Source organism: Yersinia artesiana, assembly GCF_902726545.1.
GTDB lineage: Bacteria > Pseudomonadota > Gammaproteobacteria > Enterobacterales > Enterobacteriaceae > Yersinia > Yersinia artesiana.
On record NZ_CACVAD010000031.1, the window covers coordinates 1 to 19,694 of the forward strand.

Genomic DNA, 19,694 nt, shown 5'->3' on the forward strand with positions numbered 1-19,694 from the left:
ATTATTACGAAGCTTAATCCTAATGAAATTATTATTATACCAATGGTTAGTTTTGAGTTTTTATTCCTCAACTCATGGCGGCTAAGTATTTTTCCTTCGTCAATCATAATATTCGCCTTCCAGCCGCCAAGAGGATATTTCACTTGGTTATATTACACAGTCATATTAATACTCTAGGCTATTTATCTATAGGATAAATGAGCATTTTCCTAAAGTGGTTTGATTAATATTTATTCTGTGGAAATAGAAATACAATGAGTTGTTAAATCAGGATTTCATCTTGACGATAGTGGTTAGCTGAAAGGTGCTGGCACCTTTTTACAGCATAAATCAGGTAACAAGCTAAGTGTGATGCCTTTCACGAGGCTGACTTACAGTGTAAGATGCGTGCATATTTATGTGGGTAGTTTTGGGTTTGAGTCCATCGCTGTGTCCACCAATAATTAATTAAAGACAACGACTAGAGAAAAATTCATATAAATGAAGCACATAAGAAACTTTTCTATTATTGCCCATATTGACCACGGTAAGTCGACACTATCGGATCGCATTATCCAGATTTGTGGTGGTTTATCTGAGCGTGAAATGGCGGCTCAAGTGCTGGATTCCATGGATCTGGAGCGTGAGCGTGGTATTACCATCAAGGCACAGAGTGTGACACTTGATTATCACGCGAAAGATGGTCAAACCTATCAACTCAACTTTATCGATACCCCTGGTCACGTTGACTTCTCTTATGAAGTTTCCCGCTCGTTGGCGGCTTGTGAAGGGGCTCTATTGGTCGTAGATGCAGGGCAGGGCGTTGAAGCTCAGACGCTGGCAAACTGCTATACCGCGATGGAAATGAATCTGGAAGTGGTTCCAGTTCTGAATAAAATCGATTTACCTGCTGCAGACCCTGAGCGTGTTGCTGAAGAAATCGAAGACATTGTTGGTATTGATGCAACTGATGCTGTGCGTTGCTCGGCAAAAACCGGCGTAGGTGTACCTGATATTCTTGAACGGCTGGTGCGCGATATTCCACCGCCTCAGGGCGATCCGGACGGCCCATTGCAGGCGCTGATTATTGACTCCTGGTTTGATAACTATCTGGGCGTTGTGTCATTAATCCGTATCAAGAATGGTTCGTTGCGCAAAGGCGATAAAATTAAGGTCATGAGTACTGGTCAGACCTACAACGCCGACCGTTTGGGGATTTTTACACCAAAACGTGTTGATCGTGATGTGCTAAATTGCGGCGAAGTAGGCTGGTTGGTTTGTGCGATAAAAGACATTCTTGGCGCGCCAGTCGGCGATACCTTGACATTGGCTCGTAACCCGGCTGAAAAGTCATTACCTGGTTTTAAGAAAGTTAAACCACAGGTTTATGCAGGACTGTTCCCGATTAGCTCCGATGACTATGAGGCTTTCCGCGATGCGCTGGGCAAGTTGAGTCTGAATGACGCCTCTTTGTTCTATGAGCCAGAAAGTTCAACTGCATTGGGTTTTGGTTTCCGCTGTGGCTTCCTTGGCTTGCTGCATATGGAAATCATCCAGGAGCGTTTGGAGCGCGAGTACGATCTGGAGCTTATCACGACGGCCCCCACGGTGGTGTACGAAGTGATTACTACTGCTCAGGAAACGGTCTATGTTGATAGCCCTTCCAAACTGCCTGCTCTAAATAATATTGAAGAACTGCGCGAACCTATTGCCGAATGCCATATGTTGTTGCCACAGGAATATCTGGGTAACGTCATTACATTGTGTATTGAAAAGCGCGGCATGCAGACCAACATGGTTTACCACGGTAACCAAGTGGCACTAACCTATGAAATTCCAATGGCGGAAGTGGTTCTTGATTTCTTCGACCGTCTGAAATCGACATCTCGTGGTTATGCATCATTAGATTACAATTTTAAACGTTTCCAGACTTCCGACATGGTGCGTGTTGATGTATTAATCAACAACGAGCGGGTGGATGCCTTAGCGCTTATCACTCACCGTGATAACGCACAGTACCGTGGTCGTGATCTGGTTGAGAAAATGAAAGAACTGATCCCGCGCCAGCAATTTGACATTGCGATTCAGGCCGCTATCGGCAACCACATCATTGCTCGTTCGACTGTGAAACAGTTACGTAAAAACGTACTGGCGAAGTGTTATGGCGGCGACGTTAGTCGTAAGAAGAAACTTCTGCAGAAACAGAAAGACGGTAAAAAACGTATGAAGCAGGTCGGTAACGTTGAATTACCGCAAGAGGCTTTCCTGGCTATTCTGCACGTCGGAAAAGACAGTAAATAAGGAGTTTTGATGGCTAACATGTTTGCCTTGATTTTAGCGATAGCAACGCTGGTGACAGGGGTTATCTGGTGCTTCGAGCGGTTTAAATGGGGGCCGGCCCGTCAGGCAAAAATTGCGGCTGTTAATGCGCAAACTGCGGCTATCAAGGCGCAAACCGGGAGTGCTGTTGATAACAAGACTCTGGCTCCGGCGGCAAAACAGCCGGGCTGGATAGAGACTTGTGCTTCAGTCTTCCCGGTGTTAGCTCTGGTCTTTATCGTGCGTTCGTTTATTTACGAACCCTTCCAGATTCCTTCTGGTTCGATGATGCCCACGTTATTGATCGGTGATTTCATTCTGGTAGAGAAATTTGCTTACGGTATTAAAGACCCGATTACTCAAACTACGCTGATTCCTACCGGACAGCCGAAACGCGGTGATATTGCCGTGTTTAAATATCCGTTAGATCCTCGTTTGGACTATATCAAGCGCGTGGTGGGTTTACCGGGTGACCGCGTAAGTTATAATCCAATCAGCAAAGAAGTGACGGTTCAGCCAGCATGTAATACCGGCGCTTCTTGTGATAGCGCATTGCCGATTACTTACAGTGCATCTGAGCCGAGTGATTTCGTACAAACATTCCGTTATAGCGGTAATGGTGAGGCTTCTGCCGGTTTCTTCCAAATTCCGCTAAATCAGGCGGTACCTGATGGTGGTGTGCGTTTGAGAGAGCGTACCGAAACCCTCGGCCCGGTTGCACACCAGATTTTGACCGTTCCTGGGCGCCAGGAGCAGCTAGGTGCTTATTATCAGCAACCTAATCAGCCGTTAGGTGTATGGGTTGTTCCAGAAGGTCATTACTTTATGATGGGTGATAACCGGGATAATAGCGCTGATAGCCGTTACTGGGGTTTTGTGCCAGAACGTAATCTGGTCGGCAAAGCCACTGCTATTTGGATGAGTTTTGAAAAGCAAGAAGGTGAGTGGCCAACGGGTGTGCGTTTAAGCCGTATTGGTGGAATACATTAATACTGGCTCTACCTTGAGTCATCGGGGTGGCAGCGGCACTGAATACCGCTGTCACTTCAAGCCCGCAGGGTATTTAAACGCAGCATTATATTTCCACTCGTTGTAGAATAACCTTTCGAGCGATAAAAGTTGGCTCTTTTATGGGGGCCACTGCAAACGAAACAGTTTTGTCTTGGTAATATTGGCCGATCAGACCTGTTCCGTCTGCTGTAGTTTTTGACGCATTCTTGATCTATTGGTAACTCATGAACCCCATCGTAATAAATAGGCTACAGCGGAAGCTGGGCTACACTTTTCAACAGCAGGAGCTCTTGCTGCAAGCACTGACTCATCGTAGCGCCAGTAGCAAACATAACGAGCGTTTGGAGTTCCTGGGTGACTCTATATTAAGTTTCGTTATTGCCAATGAGTTGTACCGCCGTTTCCCTCGTGTTGATGAAGGGGATATGAGTCGGATGCGAGCAACCTTGGTTAGAGGTAATACGCTAGCCGAAATGGCCCGTGAGTTTGACCTCGGTGAGTGTTTACGCCTTGGGCCGGGTGAATTGAAAAGTGGTGGTTTCCGCCGTGAATCAATTTTGGCAGATACAGTCGAAGCGCTAATCGGCGGTATATTCTTAGACAGCGATATTCATACGATTGAACGGCTGATTCTCGCCTGGTATCACAGTCGATTAGAAGAAATCAGCCCTGGTGATAAGCAGAAAGACCCAAAAACGCGCCTGCAAGAATATTTGCAGGGCCGTCATCTGCCATTACCTTCTTATCTGGTTGTGCAGGTTCGTGGTGAAGCACATGATCAGGAATTTACTATCCACTGCCAGGTGAGTGGCTTGAATGAACCGGTAATCGGTACCGGCTCAAGTCGCCGTAAAGCTGAGCAGGCGGCAGCGGAACAAGCGCTGAAACAGTTGGAGCTTGAATGAGCGAAGTAGAAAAAACGTATTGTGGATTTATTGCGATTGTAGGTCGCCCGAATGTGGGTAAATCTACCTTGCTGAATGAATTGCTGGGGCAGAAAATCTCCATCACTTCACGTAAACCGCAAACCACACGTCACCGTATTATGGGGATCCACACTGAAGGGCCTTATCAGGCCATTTATGTTGATACCCCAGGGCTGCATATTGAAGAAAAACGTGCGATTAACCGTTTAATGAATCGCGCGGCCAGCAGCTCTATCGGTGATGTAGAATTAGTTATTTTTGTGGTTGAAGGGACGAACTGGACTGCTGACGATGAAATGGTGGTTAATAAACTGCGCAGTTTGCAATGCCCGGTATTATTAGCTATCAACAAAGTCGATAACGTAACAGATAAAACTAAGCTGTTGCCACATATCCAGTTCTTAAGCCAGCAGATGAATTTCCTGGATGTTGTTCCTATCTCTGCGGAAAAAGGGATGAATGTGGACACCATCGCCAGCATCGTGCGCAAGCATATGCCGGAGGCTGAACATCACTTCCCAGAAGACTACATCACGGATCGTTCCCAGCGTTTTATGGCCTCAGAGATCATTCGTGAGAAGCTGATGCGCTTCCTGGGTGAGGAGTTGCCTTACTCTGTGACAGTGGAAATTGAACAGTTTGTACCAAATGAGCGCGGTGGTTATAACATCCATGGTCTGATTTTGGTGGAACGCGAAGGCCAGAAGAAAATGGTCATCGGTAATAAAGGTTCAAAAATCAAAACCATCGGTATCGAAGCCCGTCAGGACATGGAACAAATGTTCGAAGCTAAAGTGCATCTTGAGCTGTGGGTGAAAGTGAAATCCGGCTGGGCAGATGACGAACGTGCATTGCGCAGCTTAGGCTATACCGACGATCTGAAATAAGACTCGTCGATGGAAGGTTGGCAACGCGCATTTGTCCTGCATGGGCGACCTTACAGTGAAACCAGTTTAATGCTGGATTTGTTCACTGAAGGGGAGGGCCGCATGCGGGTGTTGGCAAAAGGTGCGCGGGGTCGTCGTTCCAATCTAAAGGGCTGCTTGCAGCCTTTTACACCCTTACTGGTTCGCTGGACCGGGCGTGGTGAAGTCAAAACATTACGTAGTGCCGAGCCGGTTTCATTGGCTCTCCCATTGACCGGCTCAATGTTGTACAGCGGCCTATATGTTAACGAGCTGCTCTCACGGGTTCTCGAACACCAAACTAATTACTCTGCGTTATTCTTCGACTATCTGCATTGCTTACAGTCACTCGCGGGCAGCGATGGTTCACCTGAATATGCTTTACGCCAGTTTGAATTGGCGATACTGGCCCATCTTGGCTATGGCGTTGACTTCCTCCATTGCGCTGGCAGTGGTCAACCGGTGTCAGACACCATGACCTACCGCTATCGTGAAGAGAAAGGGTTTATTGCCAGTTTGGTTGTTGATCACTACAGCTTTACCGGTCGCCAGTTATTGGCTCTGGCTAATCGTGAGTTTCCCGATGCTGATACCTTGCGTGCCGCCAAGCGTTTTACTCGCATTGCGCTGAAGCCCTACCTGGGGGGAAAACCGCTCAAAAGTCGCGAACTGTTCCGCCAATTTGTGATTAAACCGCCATCTGAACCCTTACCCTAGCACCGACCGCTCGATGGTTTACACTGCTCATTATCAATTTTCCCCTGCTGTAGCCTATCCGCTGGCCGCCTACTCGGTGTAAACTGCCAGGCACTTACACGTTTATTGGCAAGCATTTTTGCATGCTCATTAACCTATTAAAGATGCATCCATATCTGGAGGGCTGTCATGGCTGATTTGTTGCTGGGCGTTAATATTGATCACATTGCGACATTACGAAATGCACGTGGGACCATTTACCCCGATCCTGTTCAGGCAGCTTTTATTGCTGAGCAAGCGGGTGCCGACGGCATTACTGTCCATTTACGTGAAGATCGCCGCCATATCACTGATCGGGATGTGCGCATCCTGCGTGAAACCATCCAAACCCGCATGAATCTGGAAATGGCCGTCACCGATGAAATGGTGGGGATTGCCTGTGAGATAAACCCTCACTTTTGCTGTTTAGTACCAGAAAAACGTCAGGAAGTGACGACCGAAGGTGGGCTGGATGTTGCCGGTCAAATTGATAAAATGACCGTCGCGGTGAGTCGCCTATCTGAGGCCGGTATCCTGGTTTCACTGTTTATCGATGCCGATATGCGCCAAATTGATGCTGCTGTTGCGGTCGGAGCTCCCTACATTGAAATCCACACTGGCGCTTATGCTGATGCTACTTCAGATTTGGCACGGCAGGCTGAGCTGGTTCGAATCGCTAAAGCGGCGACCTATGCTGCCAGCAAAGGGTTAAAAGTTAATGCAGGTCACGGCCTGACTTATCACAATGTCCAACCCATAGCCGCCTTGCCGGAAATGCATGAGCTAAATATTGGCCATGCAATCATTGGTCAGGCTGTTATGTCGGGACTTGCTGCTGCGGTGACCGATATGAAAGTATTGATGCGGGAAGCGCGTCGTTAATGGCTATTCTTGGGTTAGGTACTGATATTGTTGAGATTTCACGGATAGAGGCGGTAGTTGAACGCAGTGGTGAAAAGCTGGCCCGGCGCATCCTTAGCCCAGCGGAATGGCAACATTATCAGCAACACCAGCAGCCAATTCGTTTTTTAGCCAAACGTTTTGCCGTTAAAGAGGCGGCCGCTAAAGCATTCGGTACCGGTATCCGTAATGGTCTGGCATTTAACCAGTTTGAAGTGGTCAACGATGTATTGGGTAAACCAACGCTACGTTTGCATCAACGAGCGGCAGAGTTGGCGGCCGAACTTGGGGTCAAATCTTTGCATGTGACTCTGGCTGATGAGCGGCGTTATGCTTGTGCGACGGTGATTATTGAAAACTAAAAGATTTCTCTGGCTGCCAGAGCGTGGCTAATCGATCTTAAGGGGTGGCATGAAAATGCCGCTCCTTTTTGTTGCCCACTCTACTTGCTGGTAGGTCATGACGCCGATATTCCCCCATTTTCCATCTGAAAGCTGCGCGCTTTATACCCCACCTGCATGTGAAAATTCCCCAGAATAAATCTTAATTTTGCGATCTGCCCGACAAGTTGGTTAACCAATGCTTCATTTGGTCAGCCAATTGGTGGTACTTGTAATACCAAATGGCTGGATATGATGAACAATTTGCACGTATGAGTACGAATTGGCACAAAAATTTCCAGTTTTAAGGCGATATTATAGCCATAAAAAATCACTAAATTTGGCCTGACCAATATAACAACAGTGATATCAGCAAAATTTGATGTTTAACTACTGGGGAAAGTAAAAGATGGAATGGATTAATATCCTATGGGTGGTATTGGGTATTGGCTTAATGCTGGTGCTGAATATACGCTATCAGATCAATTCAATGATTGCATTGCTGCTGGCAGCTCTGCTGGTGGGAACTCTCGCCGGGATGGACTTGCTCAAACTTCTGCATACCATTAAAGCGGGGTTTGGCGGGACACTCGGTGAACTGGCGATAATCGTCGTATTTGGTGCCGTTATCGGCAAGCTCATGGTCGACTCTGGTGCTGCTCATCAGATAGCCCAGACACTGCTGAGCCGGTTTGGGCTTAAGTACGTTGAATTTGCAGTCATTATCATCGGGCTGATCTTTGGTCTGGCGATGTTCTATGAAGTTGCCTTTATCATTCTGGCGCCATTGATCATTGCTATTGCTGTTGAAGCTAAGATCCCATTTCTTAAGTTGGCAATCCCAGCGGTTGCTGCTGCGACCACCGCGCACTCTCTTTTCCCACCACAGCCAGGGCCAGTTGCATTGGTGAGTGCGTATGGTGCTGATATGGGGATGGTTTATATCTACGGCGTTTTGGTTGCCATCCCTTCGGTGATTTGTGCCGGGCTGATTTTGCCCAAATTCCTTGGCAACCTGGAACGGCCAGTGCCAACCTTCCTGAAAGCAGAGAATCCGCTGGATGAGAACAACTTACCGTCGTTCAGTACCTCAATCCTGGTGCCGTTAATCCCTGCTTTTATTATGATTTTTACCACCGTTGCCAACATCTGGCTGGTGAAAGGGACAACCTCGTACACTATCCTCAACTTCCTCGGTTCATCACCTATTGCCATGTTTATCGCCATGCTGGTTGCCTTTGTACTGTTCGGTACCGGGCGTGGTCATAAGATGGAATGGGTTATGCACTCATTTGAGGGGGCAGTAAAAGGCATTGCGATGGTCATCTTGATCATTGGTGCGGGTGGTGCGCTCAAGCAGGTCATCATTGATACCGGTATTGGCGATACTATCGGCATGTTGATGTCAGCAGGCGGTGTGTCACCTTATATCATGGCCTGGCTGATTACTGTGCTTATTCGCCTGTCAACCGGGCAAGGTGTGGTGTCGGCAATGACTGCCGCAGGTATTATTGGTGCTGCCGTTATGGATCCTGTGACACATACCATTACCTCGGTCGATCCGGCGTTGTTGGTGCTGGCAACGGCGGCCGGTTCCAATACCTTTACCCACATTAATGATGCTTCATTCTGGCTGTTTAAAGGCTATTTCGACTTGTCCATTAAAGACACGCTAAAGACCTGGGGCTTGCTTGAGTTGACTAACTCAGTGGTGGGGCTGGCAATGGTATTGTTGATCAGCCTGTTTGTTTAGTGCGGATTTGAGTTGATTTTATTATCAGTGCTTCAGTGGAGGCACTGATAATTCAGCCGTAAAATCAGAGACGATCGGCGTGATGCAGTTGGACAAATTTGTCCCACAATTGTTCGTTAGTTTCAACCCAAGCCGGATCGATAGAAATCGTATTATCAATAGGGCAAACCAACTGACAGGTTGGAGTTTCGTAATGACCGACGCATTCTGTACAGCGCATTGGGTCAATTTGATAGATTTCTGCGCCCATAGAAATTGCCTCGTTAGGGCATTCTGGCTCGCACATGTCGCAATTAATACATTTACGAGTGATCAACAGGGCCATGGTTCCTCTTACCTTAGGTCGGTATTCTTAACAGCGGGGGATTATACCCCTCTGGCATCCTTAGACCAGTTTTTTCACCAGTGCGGCACTGTGCTTAATATGATCTTGCGCACTTTCAAGGTCTTGCTGAATCATTGCCATAAATAGCAGATCAGTTAGCGCGTATTGTGCGGTGCTCGATGAAATGGCTGCGCTGCGTATGGCTGGTTCTTCGGAGATGGTGTACAAACAATGATCAGCCCGTTGCTGCAAGCTATTTGGGGTAAAACTGGTCAATGCCAACACTTTGGCACCACATCGTTGTGCTTCTTCAGCCGCCAAATTAATCTCACGGCGCTCACCGCTGAAGGAAATAGCCAATAGTAGATCTCGCGAATCCAAAGCCTGCACCGCCGCTAATTGTGCATGCATATCTGTTTCGGATACCGCCATAACGCCAATCTTCAATAGCTTATAAGCAAGGTCTTTCGCCACTAAACCAGAGGCCCCCAAGCCCGTCAAAATAACGCGGCGCGCTGAGCGCAGCATATCTAATGCGTCAGTCAGGCGCTGCTCGCTATTGATATCCAACGTCGCTCGTAGTGCAGCAGCCTTTTCGGCCAATAACTTTTCGCCCACTGTTTTTAAACTGTCGGTACTTAAAATTTGGTTATGAAGAGTGACGGCTTGCTCAGGAGCCGCCACCATCTCACTCAAGGCTTGCTTAAGTGCCGGGAAGCCCTTATAGCCTAACTTTTGTGCGAATTTCACTACCGCAGATTGGCTAACGCCGGTTTGCTGTGCCAATTTTTGAGAACTGAGGTAGCGTGCCAGCTCAGGATTGGTCAGCAAGAAATCAGCTAACTTACGATCATTTTGTGCCAGCGTTGGATAGAGCTGACGAATGCGAAGAAGACTACTCATAAATCAGTTCCTGAATATGGGAGGTTATTCTGCCAGGTTGGTTAATAATACCCATAAATAATAAAATCAAAGGGCCAAGTGAGGGAGCATAGCACCCTTTTTTTGTGCGAGTCCGGTGAATGGGACAAGAAAACAGTCACTTTTATACATTTTCAGTTATAACGAAATCATTATGAACAGAAAATCTAATGAGGAAAAATCATGAACTTGGGTGCTTTGATTTCTGAAAGTCGCAATCCAGACACGATGGATCTGGATACGCTCTCCACATTGGAGATGTTGACCCGCATTAATGATGAAGACAGAAAAGTACCCGAGGCAATTCGTTTGGTGCTACCACACATTGCTCAGGCGGTAGACTTAGCGGCTAAAGCCTTACAGGACGGAGGCCGGTTGATCTATCTGGGGGCGGGTACCAGTGGGCGGCTTGGTGTTTTAGATGCCTCGGAATGTCCGCCGACCTTCGGTGTGCCTCATGGTAGGGTTATCGGCTTAATTGCCGGAGGCCCCGGTGCATTACTCAAAGCGGTGGAAGGTGCCGAAGATGATGCATCACTCGGCGAGCGGGACTTGCGAGATTTGCAGTTGACCACAACAGATATGGTGGTCGGGCTGGCCGCTTCTGGCCGTACCCCCTATGTTATTGGCGCACTGCGTTATGCCCGCCAACTTGGATGCCCCACTGCGGCTATTTCCTGTAATCCTGATTCTCCTATCGCGCAAGAAGCGCTGATCGCGATTTCGCCGGTTGTTGGACCAGAAGCGCTTACTGGTTCCACCCGGATGAAGTCGGGCACGGCACAAAAACTAGTCCTGAATATGTTATCGACCGGCGCGATGGTGAAGTTAGGTAAGGTCTATCAAAACCTGATGGTGGATGTAAAAGCCACTAATGTGAAATTAGTCGATCGCGCATGCCGCATTGTGGTTGAAGCCACTGGAGCCAGCCGTGCCGAGGCGGAAAATGCCTTATCGCAAACTGAATTTGAAGTTAAACCGGCTATCTTGATGATCCTAAAAGGGGTCAGTGCTGAGCAAGCTCGTTTGGATCTACAGCAACATAATGGATATTTGCGGGCGGCATTGTAAGGTTGGTTATCGCGGACCTTTAGCTGCCAGTAAAATGATATTGTATTGAACCGTAATAACAGATTTTAATTGATTAAATTTATGGGATTCCAATGACCAAGGCTTCGAATGCAGAACCAGCAAGTACAATAGTCGAGCCACCATCGACAAGTGCCAAACGTATTGTCTTCTTTGATTTAGATGGCACTTTGCATCAGCAAGATATGTTTGGCAGTTTTTTGCGTTTTCTGCTGCGCCATTTGCCACTGAATCTATTGTTAGTTATTCCATTACTGCCTGTTATTGGTTTGGGGCTATTGCTCGGTGGGCGTTGTGCGCGCTGGCCGATGAGCCTGCTGTTGTGGGCGATCACTTTTGGCCGACGTGAAGCTCATCTGAGGGAGTTGGAATTGCGTTTTGTGAATGAGTTTCGCCAAAAAGTTACTGAATTTCCAGTGGTGATGATGCGGTTACGTCAATATTTAAGGAGCAGCGACGCGCAAGTATGGCTGATCACTGGTTCGCCACAACGGCTGGTCGAGCAGGTTTATCACGATTCGGACTTTATTCATCATTTACGGCTGGTGGGTAGCCACATGGTACGGCGCAATGGTGGGTGGGTGCTGCCACTGCGCTGTTTAGGGCCAGAAAAAGTGGTGCAGCTAGAACAGCGTTTAGGTTCACCGCTGAAACTCTACAGTGGTTACAGCGACAGTAAGCAAGATAACCCGCTGCTGCATTTCTGCGAACACCGCTGGCGGGTCAGTAAGAACGGTGAATTACAACAGTTGGATTAAGCCACCATGGGTGTCAAAGCCCACAGTGGCTTATTCGCCACATCACACTAGTGAGTCACATCATTTTCGTGATGACCAAGCCGCCAGATCCGCTCAGCGTGTCGCCCCAGTAACCACAAACTGATGCCGAGCAACAGGAAGAAAATTGTTTTCGGCATTGCATCCCAGAAGAATTCAAAGAAACGGGTATACAAGTTGATGGCCAAAAATGTCAGGCCAAAGCCGCGTAACATGGCATCATCGCGTTTTAACCCTAGCCAGATGGCCGCTGCTGCCGCGAGAGCAAACAATAAACTCCAATGAAGCAGTTCAATTTGGCGTACTTGATACCAATGGTCGATATCGCCGTAATTACCAAAAATAGACAGTAGCCACAGGGCAATAAACAGATAAAGCAGCCCCATGGCCTGCGAAACCCGATCCAGCCGACGTGCAGCCAACTGCGGTTGTAGTGTCAATGCACTGGCGCAAAGCAGCAAGCCAAAGGCGATAAAGCGAACAGGGTAGCTCATTCCCAACCAGTATGCGCCCCAACCGGACAGATAACCGGTTTCTGCGCCAAATGCATTCCCCAGTGACAGTAGAGCAAACAGCCACACCAGTGGTGAGCGCCCAAACCAGCCAACCACCCCGTAAATCACTGTGCCAAGCAACAATAATACCGAGATGCGGCCACTGCCGTTATCCAGCCATTCGCCAAGTTGGCCGATAGCGGCGGCAGTAAAAATGACACCGAGGAACAGCACGGCCTCATTGCTATAGATTTTGCTGGCATCTTGTCGGCGGCGGTAAAACCCCCAGCTGTAACAGGCCGCAGCCAATATGCCGGTGACGGCCACTCGAACGGGGGGATCAAAACGGAAAAATTGGCTGATCCAGGCGAGCAGGAAGGTATCAGCCATCAAGCTGCCAATGGCGATGACCAGCGATGCCAGTGCTGCCAGAAAGGCGTAACCCGCCAATCTGCGCCAGTCGAAAGGTTGAATATCAATTTTCCCCAGTAAGTGCTGATGCTCGTCTGCGGGAATAACGCCTTCTTTGGCCCATCCATCAAGGGCTTTGCGTACAATGGCCGCATTCTTCTTGCTCAGCTTCATATTTTTGGCTTCCATATCGAGTTATTTATGATTTACATCGGGAATGGTTCTTACCCTGTCGAAACATTAACCGAACATTATGCATTGAGCTACTTTATAGTGAATTTAGTGGGTATAGCGGCTGTCGATTGCTGTGTATAATGCACGCCGCAAAAGTGCCAGAGAGGTTAATGTGTCTACTGATAATAATTTGTCTTCTGAATGTGATTCGCCAGCGGAATACAGTGATGAATACTGGATGCAGCGGGCATTGGCATTAGCGCTACGTGCGCAAGCAGAAGGTGAAGTTCCGGTGGGCGCAATATTGGTGCTGGATAATCAGGTGATTGGTGAAGGTTGGAACCGGCCGATTCGTGATAACGACCCTACCGCGCATGCTGAAATCATGGCGCTGCGTCAGGGGGGGCAAGTTGTGCAGAATTATCGCCTGATAGATGCCACTTTATATGTCACTCTGGAGCCGTGTGTGATGTGTGCCGGAGCGATGGTGCACAGCCGGATCCGCCGGTTAGTGTATGGCGCGAATGATCTGAAAACCGGCGCAGCAGGATCATTGGTCGATATTTTGCGCCACCCGGGAATGAACCATCAGATAGAGATAACGGCGGGTGTGCTGGCCGACGCCTGTGCTCATCAATTGAGTGCGTTTTTCCGCCTGCGGCGCGAACAGCAAAAAGCACTGAAACTCACCATGCGCGAATCAAATGATAAATGAGTTTTTAAACTCAGAGGTTAATGACAAACTTCCCGCAGTGGTGAAAACAGGCAGATCGTAAAGACGCCGTAAACCCATCCCTGGGGGCTCGAGCCGCGCCATCCCTGGCGCGGACGCTTTACTCTTCTACCTGTCTTCACCAGCCAAGATCGAGTGTTCGAGGTTTTTCAACAGCGGATAAGTTCTTAAACTCTCTAATTATTGATTGACCAGCCGGGGCCAACCACCGGATAAGCTTTGCCGAGTTCTGCTTCAATCGCGGCGTGCTGTGCTGCTTTTTTCTCTTTTTCCTGCAAATAACCCACCAGACTGACCTGATAGCGGCGGATGTTTTCGACGTAGTTATAGGCTTCGTGACCGCGAGCATAGCCATAAGTGGTGCTTGGGTAGTAGCGCTTTTGACTCAACATAGGTAGCCGCATTTTGACGTCAACCCAACTGTCCGGATTGCCATTCTGGTTTTTGGTCAACTTGCGGGCATCGAGCATATGGCCGTAACCCAGATTATATGCCGCCAGTGCGAACCAGATTCGTTCATCTTCGGGAATGGTATCTGGTACCTTTTGCATCAACCGCTGTAAGTAAACCGAACCGCCTCTAATGCTTTCCTCTGGATCAACCCGGTCTTTGACGCCCAAACCACTTGCGGTGGCTCGCGTGAGCATCATCAGGCCACGTACCCCCGTGGGGGAGGTGGCTTGTGGATTCCAATGGGATTCCTGATAAGAGATGGCAGCCAGTAACTTCCAGTCGATTTCACCGGCATGTTTTTCAAATAATGGCTGGAAAGAGGGTAGAACATTGTCGATGGCGGACAGGAATGTTTTCGTATCGACATAATCAAAACTGCCGACATGACCCAGATATTTTTCCTCCAGACGCGCCAAACTGCCGTCTTCTACCATTTCACTGTAGAAATCAAGCATCGCCGCATACAGGCTGTCATCATGGTTTTGTTGGAAATACCAGGTCACCGGCTCTTCATCCGTGACATCAAAAGCCACTGCCAATTGCGGATGGATACGTTGCAGCAGAGCAATGGTGACCGAATCGCCAAGGGTATAATCGAGTTTGCCATCCGCGACCTGCTCCAGTAACTCTTTTCCTGAGCGATCGACAGACGACCCCCAGTTCAGATCCGGATATTTGGTCTGTTTAAGTTGTTTTAATGTGGTCATATGGGCCGAACCGGAGGCCACAATCAGTTGCCCTTTCAGATCACTGAATGACTTTGGTCGTGGAGAACCCAGCCGGTAGACCAATTGTTGCGACACAGAATAATAGGCAGGGCCAGTGCGCGCCCGGTTAAGACGTTCACTGTTATAAATCAGCCCGGCAGCAATTATGTCTGCATCATCACTATCTAAAGTATCAAACAGATCGTTGATATTATGACGCGGGGTCATCACCAGCTTAACCCCCAGATAGTCAGCAAAACGTTTTGCCAGCTCATAGTCGAGACCGGAAGGGCCATCCTTTCCGGTGGTGTAGATAAGCGGTGAACTTATTGTGCTAACTCGCAGTTCACCACGGGCTTTTATACGGTCAAGTTGCCCCTCTTGGCCATTACGCCAAGGAATATTGGGCCACAGTGCAAGGGCCAGAAGTAAGGCAACTACACCGATGACAAAGTAATTTAATTTTATGCGCGTCAAATAGTTATCTCTCGGCAGCGCTCTTTATAGATGTGTCGTGAAGCTGAAATCGACATGGTTAAATCCCCAGTGGAGTGGCATTTTGCGCAACAATTCGTCAGTGTGCAACTTTATTGCGAGCTTATTTATTCCGTATTCACCTTCTTAAGATAACGACACTTTCTGATGCAATTATTAATAATAGCTACGCAAACGGTTTCGTCGGCGGCTCAGATTCACTATAATGGCGCGCGTTTTCCCCTGTTTTGCGCCAATGAGTGCTGCGCCCAATGAAGTGCTGTTCCAGTCGCTTCGAAGAGAGAGAAACTTAGATTATGGAAATACTGCGTGGTTCGCCCGCTTTGTCGGCTTTTCGCATTACCAAACTGCTGTCCCGTTGCCAGGATGCTCATCTGCCAGTAGATGATATCTATGCAGAATATGTTCACTTTGCCGATGTTAGCGCCCCATTGAGTGCTGACGAACACGCCAGACTCCAGCGGCTGCTACAGTATGGGCCATCTCTCCCCGAACATGCGCCACAAGGGCGTTTACTGCTGGTTACCCCAAGGCCAGGCACTATTTCTCCGTGGTCTTCCAAAGCAACAGATATTGCTCACAATTGTGCATTACCACAGGTGCTGCGCCTCGAGCGCGGTCTGGCTTTCTATATACAAGGCCCGAACCTGACTGAATCTCAATGGCAACAATTATCGGCACTGCTGCATGACCGCATGATGGAAACGGTCTTTACTGATTTGCAGCAAGCCGGGCAACTGTTTTCTCACCACCAGCCAGCCCCGGTGCAACGGGTGGATATTCTGGCGCAGGGCCGCAGTGCACTGGAGCAGGCCAATATTAAATTAGGTCTGGCACTGGCTCCAGATGAAATTGATTATCTGCTGACCGCCTTTACTGGCCTGGGGCGCAACCCGACAGATATTGAGCTGTATATGTTTGCTCAGGCCAACTCTGAGCATTGCCGCCATAAGATTTTTAATGCGGATTGGAAAATTGATGGTGTTGACCAGCCTAAGTCGCTGTTTAAGATGATCAAAAACACCTTTGAACATACACCGGATTACGTGCTGTCTGCTTATAAAGACAATGCCGCGGTGATGGAAGGTTCTCAGGTTGGGCGCTTCTTTGCTGCGCCAGAAAATGGTGTTTATGGCTACCATCAGGAAGAGGCACATATCCTGATGAAAGTTGAAACTCACAACCACCCGACGGCGATATCGCCGTGGCCGGGGGCGGCTACCGGCTCTGGCGGGGAAATCCGTGATGAAGGTGCTACCGGGCGTGGTGCCAAGCCGAAAGCCGGGTTGGTGGGGTTCTCTGTATCTAACTTGCGTATCCCCGGTTTTGAACAGCCGTGGGAAGAGAATTTCGGTAAGCCGGATCGCATAGTGACGGCGCTGGACATCATGACCGAAGGCCCATTGGGTGGCGCGGCATTTAACAATGAATTTGGTCGTCCGGCACTGCTGGGTTATTTCCGTACCTATGAAGAGCGCGTGAACAGCCATAATGGCACTGAGTTACGCGGCTACCATAAGCCGATTATGTTAGCGGGCGGAATTGGTAATATCCGCGCGAATCATGTGCAGAAAGGCGAAATTACCGTCGGTGCCAAACTGGTGGTGCTTGGCGGCCCATCAATGAATATTGGTTTGGGGGGCGGTGCTGCTTCTTCCATGACATCCGGTCAATCTGATGCCGATCTGGATTTTGCTTCGGTACAGCGCGATAACCCGGAAATGGAGCGCCGCTGTCAGGAAGTGATTGATCGCTGCTGGCAGTTGGGTGACCACAACCCAATTCTGTTTATTCATGATGTCGGCGCGGGCGGTTTGTCCAACGCCATGCCGGAGTTGGTGAGCGATGGTGGCCGTGGTGGTCGCTTTGAACTGCGCGATATCCTCAATGACGAACCGGGCATGAGCCCGCTGGAAGTGTGGTGTAACGAATCCCAGGAGCGCTATGTTCTGGCTGTTGCTCCTGCGCAAATGGCACAATTTGCAGAAATTTGCCGCCGTGAACGCGCGCCATATGCTGTTATCGGTGAAGCCACGGAAGAAAAACATCTGACCCTGAATGACCGCCATTTCGACAATCAGCCGATTGATATGCCGCTGGATGTGCTGTTGGGTAAAACACCGAAAATGCTGCGTGATGTCACCCGTCTACAGGCGAAAGGTGAGGCATTGCAACGGGCTGAAATCAGCATTGCTGATGCAGTGAAACGTGTTATGCATTTACCAACAGTTGCCGAGAAAACCTTCTTGATAACCATTGGTGACCGCACTGTAACTGGTATGGTAACCCGTGATCAGATGGTTGGCCCATGGCAGATTCCGGTAGCTGACTGCGCAGTAACCAGCGCCAGTCTGGACAGTTATTATGGCGAAGCTATGTCACTGGGCGAACGTGCGCCAGTGGCCTTGTTGGATTTCGCCGCTTCTGCTCGCTTGGCCGTCGGCGAAGCTTTGACCAATATTGCGGCGACTCAAATTGGCGAACTTAAGCGCATTAAGCTGTCGGCTAACTGGATGTCCGCAGCGGGTCACCCCGGTGAAGATGCCGGTTTGTATGACGCGGTACGTGCAGTCGGTGAAGAGTTATGTCCTGCACTGGAAATTACCATTCCAGTGGGTAAAGACTCCATGTCGATGAAGACCCGTTGGCAGGAAGGTGGCGAGCAGCGTGAAATGACCTCGCCGCTCTCCTTGGTGATTACGGCTTTTGCCCGTATCGAAGATGTTCGCCACACCGTGACGCCACAGCTGCGCACCGATAAAGGTGATAATGCGCTGCTGCTGATTGATTTGGGCGCGGGCCATAATGCGCTGGGTGCTACGGCGTTGACTCAGGTTTATCGCCAGCTAGGGGATAAACCGGCAGATGTGCGCGATGTGCAACAGCTGGCTGGTTTCTTCAACGCGATGCAGCGTTTAGTTGCTGATCAGGCCTTATTGGCCTATCACGACCGCTCTGACGGCGGCCTGTTAGTGACACTGGCTGAAATGGCTTTTGCTGGTCATTGTGGTGTGGAAGTCGATATTCAATCCTTGGGTGATGATGCGCTGGCTGCCTTGTTTAACGAGGAGTTGGGGGCCGTTATTCAGGTGCAGGCCGAGCAGCGCGCCGCAGTGGAAAAAGTGCTGGCAGACCATGGTCTGGCGAATTGTACCCACTATCTGGGCCGCGCTGTTGAGGGGGATGTTTTTGACATCCGCAGTGGCACTGATGGGGTATACAGCGAAAAACGCAGTACCTTGCGCTTATGGTGGGCGGAAACCACCTGGCAGATGCAGCGGTTACGCGATAACCCAGATTGCGCCGATCAAGAGCATCAGGCGAAACAGGATGAACGTGATCCTGGCTTAAATGTGAAACTGACCTTTGATCCGGCAGAAGATATCGCCGCACCTTACATCATCAAGCAAGTGCGACCAAAAGTGGCCGTGCTACGTGAGCAAGGGGTTAACTCTCACGTCGAGATGGCTGCCGCTTTCCACCGCGCTGGTTTTGATGCAGTTGATGTGCATATGAGCGACTTGCTGGCAGGGCGTACTGATTTGCAATCCTTCCAGACCTTAGTGGCTTGCGGTGGTTTCTCTTACGGTGACGTGCTGGGGGCGGGCGAAGGTTGGGCGAAGTCTATTTTGTTCAATGATCGGGTACGTGATGAGTTTGAAGCATTCTTCCATCGTCCTGAAACATTGGCATTGGGCGTGTGTAATGGCTGTCAGATGATGTCTAATCTGCGCGAGCTGATTCCGGGCGCTGAGCACTGGCCACGTTTTGTCCGCAATCTGTCTGATCGTTTTGAAGCACGTTTCAGTCTGGTTGAAGTGACAAACAGCCCATCACTGTTTATGCAGGATATGGCGGGTTCACGGATGCCAATTGCTGTTTCACATGGTGAAGGGCGAGTTGAAGTGCGTGATGCCGCGCATCTTGCGACACTGGAGCAAAGCAATTTGGTGGCGTTACGCTTTGTGAATAACTACGGTGTCGTGACCGAGCAGTATCCGGCTAACCCGAATGGTTCTGCTAACGGCATCACGGCGGTAACCAGTGCTAGCGGGCGGGCTACGGTAATGATGCCGCATCCTGAGCGCGTTTTCCGCACTGTCAGTAACTCATGGCATCCAGAAGAGTGGGGCGAAGATAGCCCGTGGATGCGTATGTTCCGTAATGCGCGTAAGCAATTGGGCTAAGTTAATTTGTTTTGAATATGA

At 49.2% G+C, this 19,694-nt stretch carries 16 protein-coding genes; 12 read left to right on the top strand and 4 right to left on the bottom strand.

What is annotated here, in order from left to right; translation table 11 throughout:
- Positions 1–480: 480 nt before the first annotated feature.
- The 8 genes from lepA (at position 481) to gntP (ending at position 8,908) form a co-directional block, all read left to right on the top strand.
- A complete protein-coding gene (gene lepA, locus HU019_RS12040; protein ID WP_174848504.1) occupies positions 481–2,280 on the top strand; it encodes a translation elongation factor 4 in 1,800 nt (599 codons plus the stop codon).
- 9 nt (positions 2,281–2,289) lie between these two features.
- On the top strand, positions 2,290–3,288 hold the full coding sequence (lepB, locus tag HU019_RS12045) for a signal peptidase I (RefSeq protein ID WP_174848505.1): 999 nt from the start codon (positions 2,290–2,292) through the stop codon (positions 3,286–3,288).
- A 245-nt stretch (positions 3,289–3,533) separates the two neighbouring features.
- On the top strand, positions 3,534–4,214 hold the full coding sequence (gene rnc, locus HU019_RS12050) for a ribonuclease III (RefSeq protein WP_005172746.1): 681 nt from the start codon (positions 3,534–3,536) through the stop codon (positions 4,212–4,214).
- Positions 4,211–5,122: a GTPase Era gene (era, locus tag HU019_RS12055; RefSeq protein WP_174848506.1), complete on the top strand. Its 912-nt coding sequence runs from the start codon at positions 4,211–4,213 to the stop codon at positions 5,120–5,122. The genes rnc and era overlap by 4 nt, the downstream gene beginning before the upstream one ends.
- 9 nt (positions 5,123–5,131) lie before the next feature.
- Positions 5,132–5,857 carry a DNA repair protein RecO gene (recO, locus tag HU019_RS12060; RefSeq protein WP_005172741.1) on the top strand — a complete coding sequence of 242 codons (726 nt, stop codon included), beginning with the start codon at positions 5,132–5,134 and terminating at the stop codon, positions 5,855–5,857.
- Between the two features lie 168 nt (positions 5,858–6,025).
- The gene (gene pdxJ / locus HU019_RS12065) at positions 6,026–6,757 is read left to right on the top strand and encodes a pyridoxine 5'-phosphate synthase (protein WP_050076431.1); all 732 of its coding nucleotides are present in this window, start codon (positions 6,026–6,028) and stop codon (positions 6,755–6,757) included.
- Positions 6,757–7,137 carry a holo-ACP synthase gene (gene acpS / locus HU019_RS12070; RefSeq protein WP_174848507.1) on the top strand — a complete coding sequence of 127 codons (381 nt, stop codon included), beginning with the start codon at positions 6,757–6,759 and terminating at the stop codon, positions 7,135–7,137. The genes pdxJ and acpS overlap by 1 nt, the downstream gene beginning before the upstream one ends.
- 427 nt (positions 7,138–7,564) lie before the next feature.
- Complete coding sequence (gene gntP / locus HU019_RS12075; protein ID WP_174848508.1) at positions 7,565–8,908, top strand: gluconate permease GntP; 1,344 nt, start codon at positions 7,565–7,567, stop codon at positions 8,906–8,908.
- A gap of 64 nt (positions 8,909–8,972) precedes the next feature.
- Here the strand turns inward: gntP and HU019_RS12080 are convergent, their stop codons facing one another.
- Positions 8,973–9,233: a YfhL family 4Fe-4S dicluster ferredoxin gene (locus tag HU019_RS12080; protein ID WP_025379234.1), complete on the bottom strand. Its 261-nt coding sequence runs from the start codon at positions 9,231–9,233 to the stop codon at positions 8,973–8,975.
- Between the two features lie 60 nt (positions 9,234–9,293).
- A complete protein-coding gene (locus HU019_RS12085) occupies positions 9,294–10,136 on the bottom strand; it encodes a MurR/RpiR family transcriptional regulator (protein WP_174848509.1) in 843 nt (280 codons plus the stop codon).
- Between the two features lie 201 nt (positions 10,137–10,337).
- Here HU019_RS12085 and murQ point away from each other — a divergent pair, with 201 nt between their 5' ends.
- Positions 10,338–11,225, top strand: coding sequence for an N-acetylmuramic acid 6-phosphate etherase (murQ, locus tag HU019_RS12090; RefSeq protein ID WP_174848510.1), 888 nt, complete (start codon positions 10,338–10,340; stop codon positions 11,223–11,225).
- 92 nt (positions 11,226–11,317) lie between these two features.
- The gene (yfhb, locus tag HU019_RS12095; protein WP_174848511.1) at positions 11,318–12,001 is read left to right on the top strand and encodes a phosphatidylglycerophosphatase C; all 684 of its coding nucleotides are present in this window, start codon (positions 11,318–11,320) and stop codon (positions 11,999–12,001) included.
- A 47-nt stretch (positions 12,002–12,048) separates the two neighbouring features.
- Here yfhb and HU019_RS12100 read toward each other — a convergent pair whose 3' ends face one another.
- A complete protein-coding gene (locus HU019_RS12100) occupies positions 12,049–13,098 on the bottom strand; it encodes a DUF2157 domain-containing protein (RefSeq protein WP_174848512.1) in 1,050 nt (349 codons plus the stop codon).
- 133 nt (positions 13,099–13,231) lie between these two features.
- Here HU019_RS12100 and tadA point away from each other — a divergent pair, with 133 nt between their 5' ends.
- Entirely contained in the window at positions 13,232–13,813 is a 582-nt protein-coding gene (tadA, locus tag HU019_RS12105; RefSeq protein ID WP_050076418.1) for a tRNA adenosine(34) deaminase TadA, read from the top strand.
- 194 nt (positions 13,814–14,007) lie between these two features.
- Here the strand turns inward: tadA and mltF are convergent, their stop codons facing one another.
- The gene (mltF, locus tag HU019_RS12110) at positions 14,008–15,468 is read right to left on the bottom strand and encodes a membrane-bound lytic murein transglycosylase MltF (RefSeq protein WP_174848513.1); all 1,461 of its coding nucleotides are present in this window, start codon (positions 15,466–15,468) and stop codon (positions 14,008–14,010) included.
- Between the two features lie 314 nt (positions 15,469–15,782).
- On the opposite strand from mltF, the gene purL reads away from it, so the two are divergent.
- On the top strand, positions 15,783–19,673 hold the full coding sequence (gene purL, locus HU019_RS12115; protein ID WP_174848514.1) for a phosphoribosylformylglycinamidine synthase: 3,891 nt from the start codon (positions 15,783–15,785) through the stop codon (positions 19,671–19,673).
- Positions 19,674–19,694: the final 21 nt, after the last annotated feature.